This window comes from Streptomyces sp. NPDC043876 (genome assembly GCF_056435825.1).
On the sequence record NZ_JBWKDV010000006.1, the window covers coordinates 314,127 to 328,023 of the forward strand.

The 13,897-nt window shown below is 73.9% G+C and carries 11 protein-coding genes; 3 read left to right on the top strand and 8 right to left on the bottom strand.

Annotation, left to right across the window (positions count from 1 at the left end):
• Positions 1 to 67: 67 nt before the first annotated feature.
• The 6 genes from AC0693_RS20920 to AC0693_RS20945 form a co-directional block, all read right to left on the bottom strand.
• On the bottom strand, positions 68 to 2,209 hold the full coding sequence (locus AC0693_RS20920; protein ID WP_469316573.1) for a 3-hydroxyacyl-CoA dehydrogenase NAD-binding domain-containing protein: 2,142 nt from the start codon (positions 2,207 to 2,209) through the stop codon (positions 68 to 70).
• Positions 2,206 to 3,426: a thiolase family protein gene (locus tag AC0693_RS20925; RefSeq protein WP_356405451.1), complete on the bottom strand. Its 1,221-nt coding sequence runs from the start codon at positions 3,424 to 3,426 to the stop codon at positions 2,206 to 2,208. Before AC0693_RS20925 ends, AC0693_RS20920 begins: the two co-directional genes overlap by 4 nt.
• A gap of 135 nt (positions 3,427 to 3,561) precedes the next feature.
• Complete coding sequence (locus AC0693_RS20930; protein WP_478802517.1) at positions 3,562 to 4,368, bottom strand: ferritin-like domain-containing protein; 807 nt, start codon at positions 4,366 to 4,368, stop codon at positions 3,562 to 3,564.
• A 183-nt stretch (positions 4,369 to 4,551) separates the two neighbouring features.
• Positions 4,552 to 5,832, bottom strand: a complete 1,281-nt coding sequence (locus AC0693_RS20935; RefSeq protein ID WP_478802518.1) for an HRDC domain-containing protein — start codon at positions 5,830 to 5,832, stop codon at positions 4,552 to 4,554.
• Between the two features lie 148 nt (positions 5,833 to 5,980).
• On the bottom strand, positions 5,981 to 6,643 hold the full coding sequence (locus AC0693_RS20940; RefSeq protein ID WP_283449916.1) for a response regulator transcription factor: 663 nt from the start codon (positions 6,641 to 6,643) through the stop codon (positions 5,981 to 5,983).
• Positions 6,644 to 6,952: 309 nt separating this feature from the next.
• The gene (locus AC0693_RS20945; protein ID WP_356405457.1) at positions 6,953 to 7,603 is read right to left on the bottom strand and encodes a DUF3000 domain-containing protein; all 651 of its coding nucleotides are present in this window, start codon (positions 7,601 to 7,603) and stop codon (positions 6,953 to 6,955) included.
• A gap of 91 nt (positions 7,604 to 7,694) precedes the next feature.
• Here AC0693_RS20945 and hemE point away from each other — a divergent pair, with 91 nt between their 5' ends.
• Positions 7,695 to 8,759 (top strand): uroporphyrinogen decarboxylase, encoded by a 1,065-nt coding sequence (gene hemE / locus AC0693_RS20950; protein WP_469316570.1) that lies wholly within the window; start codon positions 7,695 to 7,697, stop codon positions 8,757 to 8,759.
• Between the two features lie 206 nt (positions 8,760 to 8,965).
• Here hemE and AC0693_RS20955 read toward each other — a convergent pair whose 3' ends face one another.
• Together AC0693_RS20955 and AC0693_RS20960 are read right to left on the bottom strand one after the other, a co-directional pair.
• On the bottom strand, positions 8,966 to 10,357 hold the full coding sequence (locus AC0693_RS20955; RefSeq protein WP_478802519.1) for an FAD-dependent oxidoreductase: 1,392 nt from the start codon (positions 10,355 to 10,357) through the stop codon (positions 8,966 to 8,968).
• 42 nt (positions 10,358 to 10,399) lie between these two features.
• Positions 10,400 to 11,467 carry a DUF4349 domain-containing protein gene (locus AC0693_RS20960; RefSeq protein WP_478802520.1) on the bottom strand — a complete coding sequence of 356 codons (1,068 nt, stop codon included), beginning with the start codon at positions 11,465 to 11,467 and terminating at the stop codon, positions 10,400 to 10,402.
• Between the two features lie 137 nt (positions 11,468 to 11,604).
• On the opposite strand from AC0693_RS20960, the gene hemG reads away from it, so the two are divergent.
• Together hemG and hemQ are read left to right on the top strand one after the other, a co-directional pair.
• Positions 11,605 to 13,104, top strand: a complete 1,500-nt coding sequence (gene hemG, locus AC0693_RS20965) for a protoporphyrinogen oxidase (RefSeq protein WP_478802521.1) — start codon at positions 11,605 to 11,607, stop codon at positions 13,102 to 13,104.
• 23 nt (positions 13,105 to 13,127) lie between these two features.
• On the top strand, positions 13,128 to 13,841 hold the full coding sequence (gene hemQ / locus AC0693_RS20970) for a hydrogen peroxide-dependent heme synthase (protein ID WP_330333270.1): 714 nt from the start codon (positions 13,128 to 13,130) through the stop codon (positions 13,839 to 13,841).
• The last annotated feature ends 56 nt before the right edge of the window (positions 13,842 to 13,897 follow it).

The following is a 13,897-nucleotide window of genomic DNA, read 5'->3' on the forward strand; positions in this document are numbered from 1 at the left end:
CGCGGAACGGCGGGCGGTACGGGGTGACCCGTACCGCCCGCCGTCGTCGTGCGGGGTGCGTCCGGCGTTATGCCGGGACGCTCGCCACGCCGGGGGCGAGGAACTTCTTGCCGTTCACCCGCTCCGAGACGCCCTCGCGGTCCAGGTACGGCGTGACGCCGCCCAGGTGGAAGGGCCAGCCCGCACCGGTGATCAGGCAGAGGTCGATGTCCTGGGCCTCGGCCACGACACCCTCCTCCAGCATCAGACCGATCTCCTGCGCGACCGCGTCCAGGACGCGGTCGCGGACCTGCTCCTCGGTCAGCACGCTGTCGCCCTGGACGAGCAGCGCGGCGACCTCGGGGTCGAGCTCCGGCTTGAAGCCGTTCTCGGCGTTGTAGACGTAGAAGCCGCGCTTGCCGGCCTTGACGACGGCCGCGAGGTTCGGCGAGACGGTGAAGCGCTCCGGGAAGGCGCGGTTCAGGGTCTCGGAGACGTGCAGACCGATCGCCGGGCCCACGAGCTCCAGCAGCACCAGCGGGGACATCGGCAGGCCGAGCGGCTCGATGGCCTTCTCGGCGGTGGCCACCGGGGTGCCCTCGTCGATGACGTTCTGGATCTCGCCCATGAAGCGGGTGAGGATGCGGTTCACGACGAACGCCGGGGCGTCCTTGGTGAGGACCGCGGTCTTCTTCAGCTTGCGCGCCACGCCGAAGGCCGTCGCCAGCGAGGCGTCGTCCGTCTGCTCGCCGCGGACGATCTCCAGCAGCGGGAGGATCGCGACCGGGTTGAAGAAGTGGAAGCCGACCACGCGCTCCGGGTGCTGGAGCTTGGAGGCCATCTCCGACACCGACAGCGAGGAGGTGTTGGTGGCGAGGATCGCGTGCGCCGGGGCGACCGCCTCGACCTCCGCGAACACCTTCTGCTTGACCGACATCTCCTCGAACACGGCCTCGATGATGAAGTCCGCGTCCGCGAAGCCCTCGGCCTTGTCCAGGACGCCCGTCACCAGGGCGGTCAGCCGGTTGGCCTTGTCCTGGTTGATGCGGCCCTTGCCGAGCAGCTTCTGGATCTCGGCGTGGACGTAGCCCACGCCCTTGTCCACGCGCTCCTGGTCGATGTCGGTGAGCACCACCGGCACCTCCAGGCGGCGCAGGAAGAGCAGCGCCAGCTGCGAGGCCATCAGGCCCGCGCCGACGACGCCGACCTTGGTGACCGGGCGCGCCAGGTTCTTGTCCGGGGCGCCGGCCGGGCGCTTGGCGCGCTTCTGGACCAGGTTGAAGGCGTAGATGCCGGAGCGCAGTTCGCCGCCCATGATGAGGTCGGCCAGGGCCGCGTCCTCGGCGTCGAAGCCCTTCTGCAGGTCCCCGTCCTTGGCCGCCTCGATGATCTCCAGCGCGCGGTAGGCGGCCGGGGCCGCGCCGTGCACCTTGGAGTCCGCGATGCCGCGGCCGCGGGCGACCGCCGCGTCCCAGGCCTCGCCGCGGTCGACCTCGGCCCGTACGACCTCGGTCTCGCCCTTGAGGACCTTCGCGGTCCACAGGAGCGACTGCTCGAGGAAGTCGGCACCCTCGAACAGGGCGTCGGCGATGCCCAGCTCGAAGACCTGCTTGCCCTTGAGCTGACGGTTCTGGTTCATCGAGTTCTCGATGATCACCGAGACCGCGCGGTCCGCGCCGATCAGGTTCGGCAGCAGGGCGCAGCCGCCCCAGCCGGGGACCAGACCGAGGAAGACCTCGGGCAGCGAGAAGGCCGGGATGGCCTTCGAGACGGTGCGGTAGGTGCAGTGCAGACCGACCTCGACACCGCCGCCCATCGCCGCGCCGTTGTAGTAGGCGAAGGTGGGGACGGCCAGCGCGGCGAGGCGCTTGAAGACGTCGTGGCCGCCCTTGCCGATGGCGAGCGCCTCGTCGTGCTTCTTGAGCAGCTCGACGCCCTTGAGGTCGGCGCCGACCGCGAAGATGAACGGCTTGCCGGTGATGCCCGCACCGACGATGGAGCCCGCGAGGGCCTCCTGCTCCAGCTGGTCGATCGCCGCGTTCAGGTTGGCGAGGGACTGCGGGCCGAAGGTGGTCGGCTTGGTGTGGTCCAGGCCGTTGTCCAGCGTGACGAGCGCGAAGCGCCCGGCGCCGAACGGCAGGTCGAGGTGGCGGACGTGCGCCTGCGTGACGACCTCGTCCGGGAACAGCTCGGCCGCGCCCTTCAGAAGCTCAGTGGTGGTGGTGCTCACTTGCTGCCTCCGTCGAAGTGCGGGTTCTCCCAGATGGTCGTCGCGCCCATGCCGAAGCCGACACACATGGTGGTCAGGCCGTAGCGGACGTGCGGCTGCTCCTCGAACTGGCGGGCCAGCTGGGTGAGCAGGCGGACGCCGGAGGAGGCGAGCGGGTGACCGTAGGCGATCGCGCCGCCGTACTGGTTGACGCGCGCGTCGTCGTCCGCGATGCCGTAGTGCTCCAGGAAGGCCAGCACCTGGACGGCGAAGGCCTCGTTGATCTCGAAGAGGCCGATGTCGGAGATCGACAGGCCGCCCTGCGCGAGGGCCTTCTCGGTGGCCGGGATCGGGCCGTAGCCCATGACCTCGGGCTCGACGCCCGCGAAGGCGTAGGAGACCAGGCGCATCTTGACCGGGAGGTTGTTCTCGCGGGCGAAGTCCTCGGAGGCGAGGATCGAGGCGGTGGCGCCGTCGTTGAGACCGGCGGCGTTGCCCGCGGTGACGCGGCCGTGGGTACGGAACGGCGTCTTCAGGTTCGCCAGGTTCTCCAGCGTGGTGCCCGGGCGCATCGGCTCGTCGGCGGTGACCAGGCCCCAGCCCGTCTCGCCGGCGTCCGGGTTGGTGTTGCGCACCGAGACCGGCACCAGGTCCTGCTGGATCTTGCCGTCGGCGTACGCCTTGGCGGCCTTCTCCTGCGAGCGCACGGCGTACTCGTCGGCGCGGAGCTTGGTGATGGCGGGGTAGCGGTCGTGCAGGTTCTCCGCCGTCATGCCCATGAAGAGGGCCGACTCGTCGACCAGCTTCTCGCTGACGAAGCGCGGGTTCGGGTCCACGCCCTCGCCCATCGGGTGGCGGCCCATGTGCTCGACGCCACCGGCGATGACCACGTCGTAGGCGCCGAAGGCGATGGAACCGGCGGCGGTCGTCACGGCCGTGAGCGCACCGGCGCACATGCGGTCGATGGAGTAGCCCGGAACCGACTGCGGGAGGCCCGCGAGGATGCCGGCCGTGCGGCCCAGCGTCAGGCCCTGGTCGCCGATCTGGGTGGTCGCGGCGATGGCGACCTCGTCGATCTTGGCGGGGTCCAGGTCCGGGTTGCGGCGCAGCAGCTCCCGGATCGCCTTGACGACGAGGTCGTCGGCCCGGGTCTCGTGGTAGATGCCCTTCGGGCCCGCCTTGCCGAACGGGGTGCGGACGCCGTCGACGAAGACGACGTCCCTGACGGTACGAGGCACGATGGCTCTCCTCCAGGGTGCGGGGTGGCACTGCTGCGCGGGGGCGCCTCCATCATTGCTGAGCGCCCGCTCACCTGCCCCATGCTACTTGCGGGTAACCCATGTGGACACCCCCACCCGAAGGAGCGGCGAAGGTCACACTCCGCCGGGCGCGCTCCGGGTCGCGGGCCCCCGGCCCGTCCGGTGTCCGACGCCCGCGGTACGGGCGCCAGGGCCCGCGGGACCATCCGGGGCGGCGGGCAGGGGGCCCATGGCGGCGGCCGGCCCGGCCGAGGACCGCCACGCGTCCCGGACGAAGGCGTACCGCCCCACCCCGAGACCGCACAGGGCCGGGCCGTGGTCCACGGCGACCACCGCCGCCCCGGCCGCGAGCAGCGCCCGCCAGGCCGGGGCGGCCGCCCGGCGGACCGGCCGGGGGAGACCCGCCAGGCCCTCCCGCAGGCGCAGGCAGTGGAACGGCACGTGCCGCTCCTCGTCCGCCAGGATCCGCCCCGCCACCTCCGACGCCAGCGGATCCGGACAGCCGTCGCGCACCGCCCGGTAGTACCGCAGCGCCACCACCTCGGCCACCATCAGCACCAGCAGCTCCACCCGCAGGCCCAGCAGCCGCCGCAGGCGGACGAACGCCGCGTCGCTCCAGTGCCCCTCCAGCGTCCCCGCGCCGCCCGCGGCCAGCAGCAGCGCCAGCATCCGCGCGTGGTTCTGCTCCTCCGCCACGAAGAGCCGCACGGCCTCGGTGTACGCCGCGTCCCCCGCCCGCCGCGCCTTGGCCGTCAGTGCGGCGCCGTCCCCGTCCTCGCCGGTCTGGAACCGCTGGAGGCTGCGGACCAGTGCGGGATCCAGCGCGGCGCCCCGGCCCCACGACGGATCGCCCACCCGAGCGCGGCGCTCCCGCTCGGCCTCGAAGTCCCGTACCCACGCCTCGTACCCGGAATTGATCATGTTCAAAAAGCTAGCCGCTTTTGAGCATGTTCAAAAGACGTCGGGTGCCGGCTGTTGCGGAACCGGGACAGGGGGGAGCGTGGGCGAAGGCCTCGGGCCGGGGGCGCGCGGCCCCGCACAACGCGGAACCCCCGGTCGCCGGGACCGGGGGTTCTGGGGTGCGCGCGGGATGCCGGCGGGCTGTCAGGCGGTGACCGCCAGGGCCTCCACCAGGGCCGGGGTGACCTGCTCGATCTGCCAGGGACGGGCCCCGTAGGAGCCCAGCGCCCGGGCCACCGAATCGGCCGACACCTCGGCGGGCGGCTCCCAGCACAGCCGCCGGACGCTGTCCGGGGCGATCAGGTTCTCCTGCGGCAGGTTCAGCCCCTCCGCCAGCGCGGAGACGGCCGTCCGGGCCGCCGAGAGCCTGGCCGCAGCGTCCGGGTCCTTGTCCGCCCAGGAACGCGGCGGCGGCGGACCGGCCGGGGTGGCCCCGGGCTGCGGCAGCTGGTTCTCGGGCAGCGCCTTCGCGCGGTCCACGGCGGCCATCCACTGCTCCAGCTGGCGCCGGCCGACCCGCTGGCCGTACCCGGGCAGGGTGGACAGCTCCTGCACGTTGAGGGGCAGCGCGAGGGCCGCCTCGACGATCGCCGTGTCGCCCAGAACCTTGCCCGGGGATACGTCACGTCGCTGGGCGATCCGGTCGCGGGCCTCCCACAGTTCGCGGACCACCGCCATCTGACGGCGGCGCCGCACCTTGTGCATGCCGGAGGTGCGCCGCCAGGGGTCCTTGCGCGGCGCAGCGGGCGGGGCGGCGGCGATGGCGTCGAACTCCTGGTGCGCCCAGTCCAGCTTGCCCTGCCGGTCGAGCTCCTCCTCCAGCGCGTCGCGCAGGTCCACCAGCAGTTCCACGTCCAGGGCGGCGTAGCGCAGCCACGGCTCCGGCAGCGGGCGGGTGGACCAGTCGACGGCGGAGTGCCCCTTCTCCAGGGCGTAGCCGAGCACGCCCTCGACCATCGCGCCGAGCCCGACCCGGGGGAACCCGGCCAGGCGCCCGGCCAGTTCGGTGTCGAAGAGGGAGGTGGGGACCATGCCTATGTCCCGCAGGCACGGCAGGTCCTGGGTGGCGGCGTGCAGGATCCACTCGGTGCCGGACAGCGCCTCGCCCAGGGACGAGAGGTCCGGGCAGCCGACGGGGTCGATCAGTGCGGAGCCGGCCCCTTCGCGCCGCAGCTGCACCAGGTAGGCGCGCTGGCCGTAGCGGTACCCGGAGGCGCGTTCGGCGTCGACGGCCACGGGTCCCGTGCCCGCGGCGAAGGCCGCGACCACCCGGGCGAGCGCCTCTTCGTCGGCGACCACGGGAGGGATGCCCTCACGAGGTTCGAGCAGCGGGATGGGCAGCCCGTCGGACGAAACCTCGTCGTCCGGGGGGCCGCCCCCGGTGGTGGTGCGCAGGTGTGCTGCGGTCTCTTGGGCGTCGGTCACCGCTCAAGGGTATCCGTGGATGCGACGAGCCCGTCGCCGGAACGTTCCGGCGACGGGCTCGACGGGTGGGGGCGAACGCTCCCCCGGGTGCCCCGGGGCGCCGCCCGGCGGTCACCGGGGGCGTGGGCCGGGGGTTGCGGGTACGGGGTCAGTGGATGATCCCGGTCCGGAGTGCGACGGCGACCATCCCGGCCCGGTCGCCGGTGCCCAGCTTGCGGGCGATCCGGGCGAGGTGGGACTTGACGGTCAGGGCGGACAGGCCCATCGAGACGCCGATGGCCTTGTTGGACTGGCCCTCCGCGACGAGGCGCAGGACCTCGACCTCGCGGCCGGAGAGCTCGCGGTAGCCGCCCGGGTGGCTCGGGGCACCCGGGGGGCGGCGGTGCATCCGGGCGGCGGCCGCGCCGATGGGCGCGGAGCCGGGCCGGCTGGGGAGCCCGATGTTGGTGCGGGTTCCGGTGACGACGTAGCCCTTGACTCCGCCCGCGAGGGCGTTGCGTACGGCGCCGATGTCGTCGGCGGCGGACAGGGCCAGGCCGTTGGGCCAGCCCGCGGCACGGGTCTCGGAGAGCAGGGTGAGACCGGAACCGTCGGGCAGGTGCACGTCGGCCACGCAGATGTCGCGCGGGCTTCCGATGCGGGGGCGGGCCTCCGCGATGGACGAAGCCTCGATGACGTCACGAACCCCGAGGGCCCACAGGTGGCGGGTCACGGTGGAGCGGACGCGCGGGTCGGCCACGACAACCATGGCCGTCGGCTTGTTCGGGCGGTAGGCGACCAGGCTTGCGGGCTGCTCGAGAAGAACGGACACCAGGCCTCCTGAGGGAGTGGCGAGTGGGTTCGGGCCGGGGAAGGAGCCGGGTACCCACCGTGCGGATGGTCACTCACTCCTTCGGCACGTCACCCGCCCGGCTTTAGGGAATGATCACGATTTGGTGAGTAACAATTCGGGCAATTCGGACGAGCGATCGATCAAGGGGCGATCAGAAGGCCGCAACGGTTGCCCCGTTCCGACCGCCCGCCGCGGGCGCCGAGGGGGTGCCGGGGGCCTCGGGAGGCGCCGCGAGGCCCCGCGCGCAAGGCCCGCGGGACCGCGCGACAGGGCCGTCCGGCCCCTTCCCTACGGGTGGTGCGGACCGCGGCGCTGTGGCAGGGAGACGACACCCGTGTCCACGGGCCCGGTCGGCGGCAGCCCCGCGATCTGGCACAGCAGATCGCACCAGGCGGCCAGGTGGGCCCCCGTGTCCGGCACGCCGCCCACCCCCTCGCGGGGCGTCCACGAGGCTCTGATCTCGATCTGGGTGGCGGGCCGCCGCTCCGCGAGGCCCCCGAAGTAGTGCGACCCGGCCATGGTCACCGTGCCGCTCGGCTCCCCGTAGGCGAGCCCGCGCGCTTCCAGCGCCCCGGTCAGCCAGGACCAGCACACCTCGGGCAGGAGCGGATCGGCCGCCATCTCCGGTTCGAGCTCCGCCCGTACCAGCGTCACCAGCCGGAAGGTCCCCTGCCAGGCGTCGTGCCCCGACGGGTCATGGAGCAGGATGAGGCGGCCGTCGGCGAGGTCGTCCTCGCCGTCGACGACCGCGGCCTCCAGCGCGTAGGCGTGCGGAGCGAGCCGCTGGGGCGGCTTCGTCGGGTCGATCTCGATCCCGGACCGCAGCCGCGCCTTCTTCAAGCCGTCGACCGCCCGCCGGAACGGGAGCGGGACGGAGCTCTCCTTCGCGCTGTCCACACCGTCAGCGCCATCTGAAAATCGTCCCTGAGCCGCAGCCATGCGGGGAAGACTAGGCGCAGCGGGCGCCCGTACGGCGCAGGGACACCCGCGCCGGGCCGGGCACTTCTTCATACGTGCGAAGATTTGGGTCGTGAGCGCCAACGACAGCCCGCAGGGCACGCCGAGTCAGACGTACGATTCCGCCTTCCTGAAGGCCTGCCGCCGCGAGCCGGTGCCGCACACGCCCGTGTGGTTCATGCGCCAGGCGGGGCGCTCGCTCCCCGAGTACCGCAAGCTCCGCGAGGGCACGCAGATGCTGGAATCCTGCATGCGGCCCGACCTGGTCACCGAGATCACGATGCAGCCGGTGCGGCGCCACGGGGTCGACGCGGCGATCTTCTTCTCCGACATCGTGGTCCCGCTCAAGGCCATCGGCGTCGACCTGGACATCAAGCCGGGCATCGGCCCGGTCGTCGCCCAGCCGATCCGCCGTCGCGAGGACCTCGCACAGCTGCGCGACCTCACCCCGGAGGACGTCTGGTACGTCACCGAGGCGATCGGCATGCTCACGAGTGAACTCGGCGGCACGCCGTTGATCGGTTTCGCCGGTGCGCCGTTCACCCTCGCGAGCTACCTCGTCGAGGGCGGCCCGTCGAAGAACCACGAGCACACCAAGGCCCTGATGTACGGGGACCCGGAGCTGTGGGCCGACCTGCTCGACCGGCTCGCGGAGATCACCTCCTCCTTCCTGAAGGTCCAGATCGAGGCGGGCGCCTCCGCCGTCCAGCTCTTCGACTCCTGGGTCGGCGCGCTCGCCCCGGCGGACTACCGCCGCTCGGTGATGCCGGCCTCCGCGAAGGTCCTGGAGTCCGTGGCCCCGTACGGGGTCCCGCGGATCCACTTCGGTGTCGGCACGGGCGAGCTGCTCGGCCTGATGGGCGAGGCCGGTGCGGACGTCATGGGCGTCGACTACCGGGTCGCGCTCGACGAAGCGGTGCGGCGGGTGGGGCCCGGCAAGGCGCTCCAGGGGAACCTGGACCCGGCGGTGCTCTTCTCCACTCCGGAGGCCGTCGAGGCCAAGACGGACGAGGTGCTCGCGGCGGCCGCCGGTCTGGAGGGCCACATCTTCAACCTGGGCCACGGGGTCCTCCCGACGACCGACCCGTCGGCCCTGACCCGCCTCGTGGACTACGTCCACACCCGCACGCAGCGCTGACCCCGGCGGGCGGCCGCGCCGCTCCCGGGGCTCCGCCCCGGACCCCGCGCCTCAAACGCCGGCGAGGCTGGATTCGGCCGAGGCCGGCCTCCAGCCCGCCCGGCGAGGGAGAGCTTTTCAGCCCGTCCGGCGTTTGAGGACGTCTTTTCAGCCCCGCCGGCGTTTGAGGCGCGGGTACCGGGCGGAGCCCCGGGCGGGGACGGCCGCTACACCCCCGCCGCCCGCACCGCGGACACGGCCTTGCGGGCCGCCACCAGGACCGGGTCCCACACGGGAGAGAACGGCGGGGCGTAGCCCAGGTCCAGGGACACGACCTGATCGACGGTCATGCCCGCGGTCAGGGCGACGGCCGCGACGTCCACCCGCTTCGCCGCCCCCGCCCCGCCCACGATCTGGACGCCCAGCAGCCGCCCGGTCCGCTGCTCGGCCAGCATCTTGACCGTCATCTCGGCCGCCCCCGGGTAGTACCCGGCGGTGTTCGTCGAGCGGATCGTCGAGGTCACGAACCGCAGCCCGACCTCCCGCGCGTCCCGCTCCCGCAGGCCCGTCCGGGCGATCTCCAGGTCGCACACCTTGCTCACCGCCGTCCCCACCACCCCGGGGAAGGTCGCGTAGCCGCCGCCGCCGCCGACGCCGGAGCCGATGACCTGGCCGTGCTTGTTGGCGTGGGTGCCCAGCGGGATGTGCCGGGTGCGGCCGGAGACCAGGTCCAGGACCTCCACGCAGTCCCCGCCGGACCAGATGTCCTCGTGTCCCCGGACCCGCATCGAGAGGTCCGTCAGCAGCCCGCCCGACTCCCCGAGCGGCAGCCCGGCCGCCCGGGCCAGGGCGGTGCGCGGCTCCACGCCGAGGCCGAGCACCACGACGTCCGCCGGGTACTCGTCGCCCGCCGCCGTGGCCACCGCGCGGGCCCGGCCCGCGTCGTCGGTGAGGATCTCCGTCACCTCGGCCCCCGACACCGTGGTGATCCCCATCGCGTTCATCGCCCGGTGCACCAGGCCGCCCATGTCCGGGTCCAGGGTGGCCATCGGCTGCTCGCCCCGGTGCAGGACGGTCACCTCGAAGCCCCGCAGGACCAGGGCCTCCGCCATCTCCACGCCGATGTACCCCGCGCCGACGACCACCGCCCGGCGGACGTCCGTACGCTCCAGGGTGTCCATCAGGCGCTGGCCGTCGTCCAGGGACTGGACGCCGTGCACGCCGTGCGCGCCGATCCCGGGGAGCCGGGGGCGGACGGGCCGGGCGCCGGTGGCCAGGACCAGCCGGTCGTAGCCGGTCCACGATTCGGACCCGGAGTCCAGGTCCCGGGCGCGGACGCGCCGGCGGGCCAGGTCCAGCTCCACCACCTCGGTCCGGGTGCGCAGGTCGATCCCGCGCGCCCGGTGCTCCTCCGGGGTCCGGGCGATCAGCTCGTCCCGTCCGCCGACGGCGCCGCCGATCCAGTAGGGGATCCCGCACGCGGAGTACGACGTGAAGTGCGACCGCTCGAACGCGACGATCTCCAGCTCCGCCGGGCCCTTGAGCCGCCGGGCCTGGGACGCGGCGGACATCCCCGCCGCGTCGCCGCCGACCACCACCAGTCGTTCCGTCGCCGCCATCGTCCCTACCGTCCCTCCGCCGCCCTGCAGGTCGGGAACACGCTACGGCCGAACGGACGTTCCGCCCGCCACGCGGGGCTCCGGGTCCGGCGCGTCCCCGGCCCCCGTGTCCGCCGCGTCCCGGGCCTCCGGGGACGGCGCGGCCCCGGGCGCCGGGGCGCGCAGCCGACGCAGCACCCGCAGGCCGAGGACGACCAGCGCGGCCGTCGCCGCGAACGGCAGGACCGCCCCGAGCGCGAGCACGAGCCAGCGCAGCACCGTCGTGAACACCGACCACCCGCCGCCCAGCGCGTCGGTGAATCCCGCCCGGTCCTCGTTTCCGGCCCCCGCGGCCTGCCGCGGCTGCGCGACCTGGAGGGTGATCGTGCCCAGCGCGGTCTGGTCCTTGAGCGCGGTCTGCTGCGCGAGCAGCGACTCCAGATCGGACTGGCGGCGGCTCAGTTCGCCCTCCAGCAGCACCACGTCGCTCAGCGCCGAGGCCTTCTCCATCATCTCCCTGACCCGGACCACGCTCGCCTGCTGGGACTTCACGCGGCTGTCGACGTCCGCGACCTTCTGTGTCACGTCCACCGCCTCGACCGTGCGGCCGCGCAGCGTCCCGGCGCCCTCCAGCGCCGTGAGGACCGCGTCGAACCGCTCGGCGGGCACCCGCAGGGTCAGCGTCGAGGTCAGTGCCCCGCCGGCCTCGCGCCGGGTGCTCTCGGCGCCGACGAACCCGCCCGCGCCCTCGGCGGCGGACCGGGCCCCGGCCAGGGCCCGCTGGGCCTGCGCCGTCTCGATCGCGAGGGTCGCCGTCCGGATGACCTGCGGGCGCCCGGTCACCGGCTGCTTGGCCTGGTCGGCCGGAGCGGAAGGCGCCGGTGCGGCGGCGCCCGGGGCGCCCTCCGCGTCCTGCCGGGCGGGCGCGGGCGCCACCGCCGCCTTGTCGTCCTTGGCGCCGGGGTCGGCGGAGGCGTCGGAGGACCGGGCCGCACCGCCGCAGCCGGTGAGGGCGAGCGCCGCGGCCAGGGCCAGGGCCGCCCAGACCGCGCCCGACCGGCGCCGCCGGTGCGGCGGCCGGTCCTGTCCGCTGTGCCGTGTGCCGTGTCGCGTTTCACGGTGTGTGCGCATCGCTGGTCCCCCCCGGTGCTCGGCTGGTGTCCGCCCTTCGACGCGCCCCGGGCCGCCCGGGTTTCGCCGACGGGTCCCGGGCCGGTCCCGATGAGGTCACGGTCCGGCGTCGGTGATCGGTCTGAGACGATGTGTCCATGCAGGAAGCGGACACGAGTACGCACGGGCACACTGGCTCCGGCCCCGGGACCCCCGGCCACGCGGTGGTCATCGGCGGCGGCATCGCCGGACTCGCGGCGGCCCACCGGCTGCTCGCCACCGGCGCGCGGGTGACCGTACTGGAGGCCGGTTCCCGGCTCGGCGGCAAGCTGTACGCCGGGGAACTCGCCGGCCTCCCCGTCGACCTCGGCGCCGAATCGGTGCTCGCCCGCCGCCCCGAGGCCGTGGAACTGGCCCGCGCCGTCGGCCTCGGCGACGCCCTCCAGGCTCCCGCCACCGCCACCGCGAGCCTGTGGACCCGCGGCGCCCTGCGCCCCATGCCGCGCGGCCACGTCATGGGCGTCCCCGGCGACATCGGCCCGCTGGCCGCCTCCGGCGTGCTCTCGCCCGAGGGGCTCGCGAGGATCTCCGCCGAAGCGGACCTCGCGCCCGCCGACCCGGGCGAGGACGTCGCCGTCGGCGCGTACGTCGCCGCCCGGCTGGGCCGCGAGGTGGTGGACCGGCTGGTGGAACCGCTGCTCGGCGGGGTCTACGCCGGGGACGCCTACCGGATCTCGATGCGCGCCGCGGTGCCCCAGCTCTTCGAGGCCGCCCGCACCCACCGCTCGCTCGGCGCGGGCGTCCGCGCGATCCAGCGCCGGGCCGCCGAGGGCCCGCAGGCCGCCGGGCCCGTCTTCGCGGGCATCGAGGGCGGCATCGGGCGCCTCCCGCTCGCCGTCGCCGACGCCTGCCGGGCCGCCGGGGCGCGGATCCTGACGGGAGCGCCCGTGCGCGAACTGCTGCGTACGGAAACGGGCTGGCGCGTGGTGACCGGCGGCGCCGGCTCCGCCCCGGCCGAGGTCATCGAGGCCGACGCGGTGGTCCTGGCCACCCCCGCCGGGCCCGCGGCCGGGCTGCTGGAGCGCCTCGCGCCCGCGGCCGCGAGCGAGCTGCGCGGGGTCGAGTACGCCTCGATGGCCCTGGTCACCCTGGCCTTCCGGCGCGCCGACCTGCCGCCGACGCTGACCGGCAGCGGGTTCCTGGTGCCGCCGGTGGACGGCCGGACCATCAAGGCCTCGACCTTCTCCAGCAACAAGTGGGCCTGGTCGGGCGCCGATCCGGAGCTGTTCCTGCTGCGCACCTCCGTCGGCCGGCACGGCGACGAGGCGGTCCTGGAACGGGAGGACGCCGAGCTGGTCGGCGTGTCGCTGGCAGACCTCGGCGACGCCGTGGGCCTGGCCGCGCGCCCCGTGGCCTCGGCCGTCACCCGCTGGAACGGCGGGCTCCCGCAGTACCCCGTCGGGCACCTGGACCGGGTCGCCCGGATCCGGACGGCCGTCGCGGCCCTGCCCGGGCTCGCCCTCTGCGGGGCGCTGTACGAGGGCGTGGGCATCCCGGCGTGCGTCGCGAGCGCCCACCGGGCCGCCGACGCGGTGGCCGCCGTACTGCCCGCGGCGGCCCCCGCGGGCGCGTTCGGCACCCCAGGCACAGAGCACTGATCAGGACACGGGACAATAGGCACATGACTGCACCAGAGAAGATTCCCAACGCGGGGAAGAAGGCGAAGGACCTCAACGAGGTCATCCGCTACACCCTGTGGTCCGTCTTCAAGCTGAAGGACGTCCTCCCGGAGGACCGCGCCGGTTACGCCGACGAGGTCCAGGAGCTGTTCGACCAGCTCGCCGCGAAGGACATCACCGTCCGCGGCAGTTACGACGTCTCCGGCCTGCGCGCCGACGCGGACATCATGATCTGGTGGCACGCCGAGACCTCGGACGAGCTGCAGAGCGCCTACAACCTGTTCCGCCGCACCAAGCTGGGCCGCGCGCTGGAGCCGGTGTGGTCGAACATGGCCCTGCACCGCCCGGCGGAGTTCAACAAGTCGCACATCCCGGCCTTCCTGGCCGACGAGAACCCGCGCGACTACGTCAGTGTGTACCCCTTCGTCCGCAGCTACGACTGGTACCTGCTGCCCGACGAGGACCGCCGCCGCATGCTGAAGGACCACGGCATGATGGCCCGCGGCTACCCGGACGTGCGGGCCAACACCGTCGCCTCCTTCTCGCTGGGCGACTACGAGTGGCTGCTCGCCTTCGAGGCCGACGAGCTGTACCGCATCGTCGACCTCATGCGCCACCTGCGCGCCTCCGAGGCCCGCATGCACGTCCGTGAAGAGGTGCCCTTCTACACCGGACGCCGCAAGTCCGTCGCCGATCTGGTGGCCGGGCTCGCCTGATACCTCCCCTGGGGGGAAGGACCGGAAGACAGCGCGTCCAGACCGACGCGTGCTTC

Coding starts and splice junctions, on each gene's coding strand:
- AC0693_RS20930 (WP_478802517.1), bottom strand. CDS start 4,368: ATGATCAATTCCGGGTACGAGGCGTGGGTACGGGACTTCGAGGCCGAG.
- AC0693_RS20945 (WP_356405457.1), bottom strand. CDS start 7,603: ATGGCTGCGGCTCAGGGACGATTTTCAGATGGCGCTGACGGTGTGGAC.
- AC0693_RS20955 (WP_478802519.1), bottom strand. CDS start 10,357: ATGGCGGCGACGGAACGACTGGTGGTGGTCGGCGGCGACGCGGCGGGG.
- AC0693_RS20960 (WP_478802520.1), bottom strand. CDS start 11,467: ATGCGCACACACCGTGAAACGCGACACGGCACACGGCACAGCGGACAG.
- hemG (WP_478802521.1), top strand. CDS start 11,605: ATGCAGGAAGCGGACACGAGTACGCACGGGCACACTGGCTCCGGCCCC.
- hemQ (WP_330333270.1), top strand. CDS start 13,128: ATGACTGCACCAGAGAAGATTCCCAACGCGGGGAAGAAGGCGAAGGAC.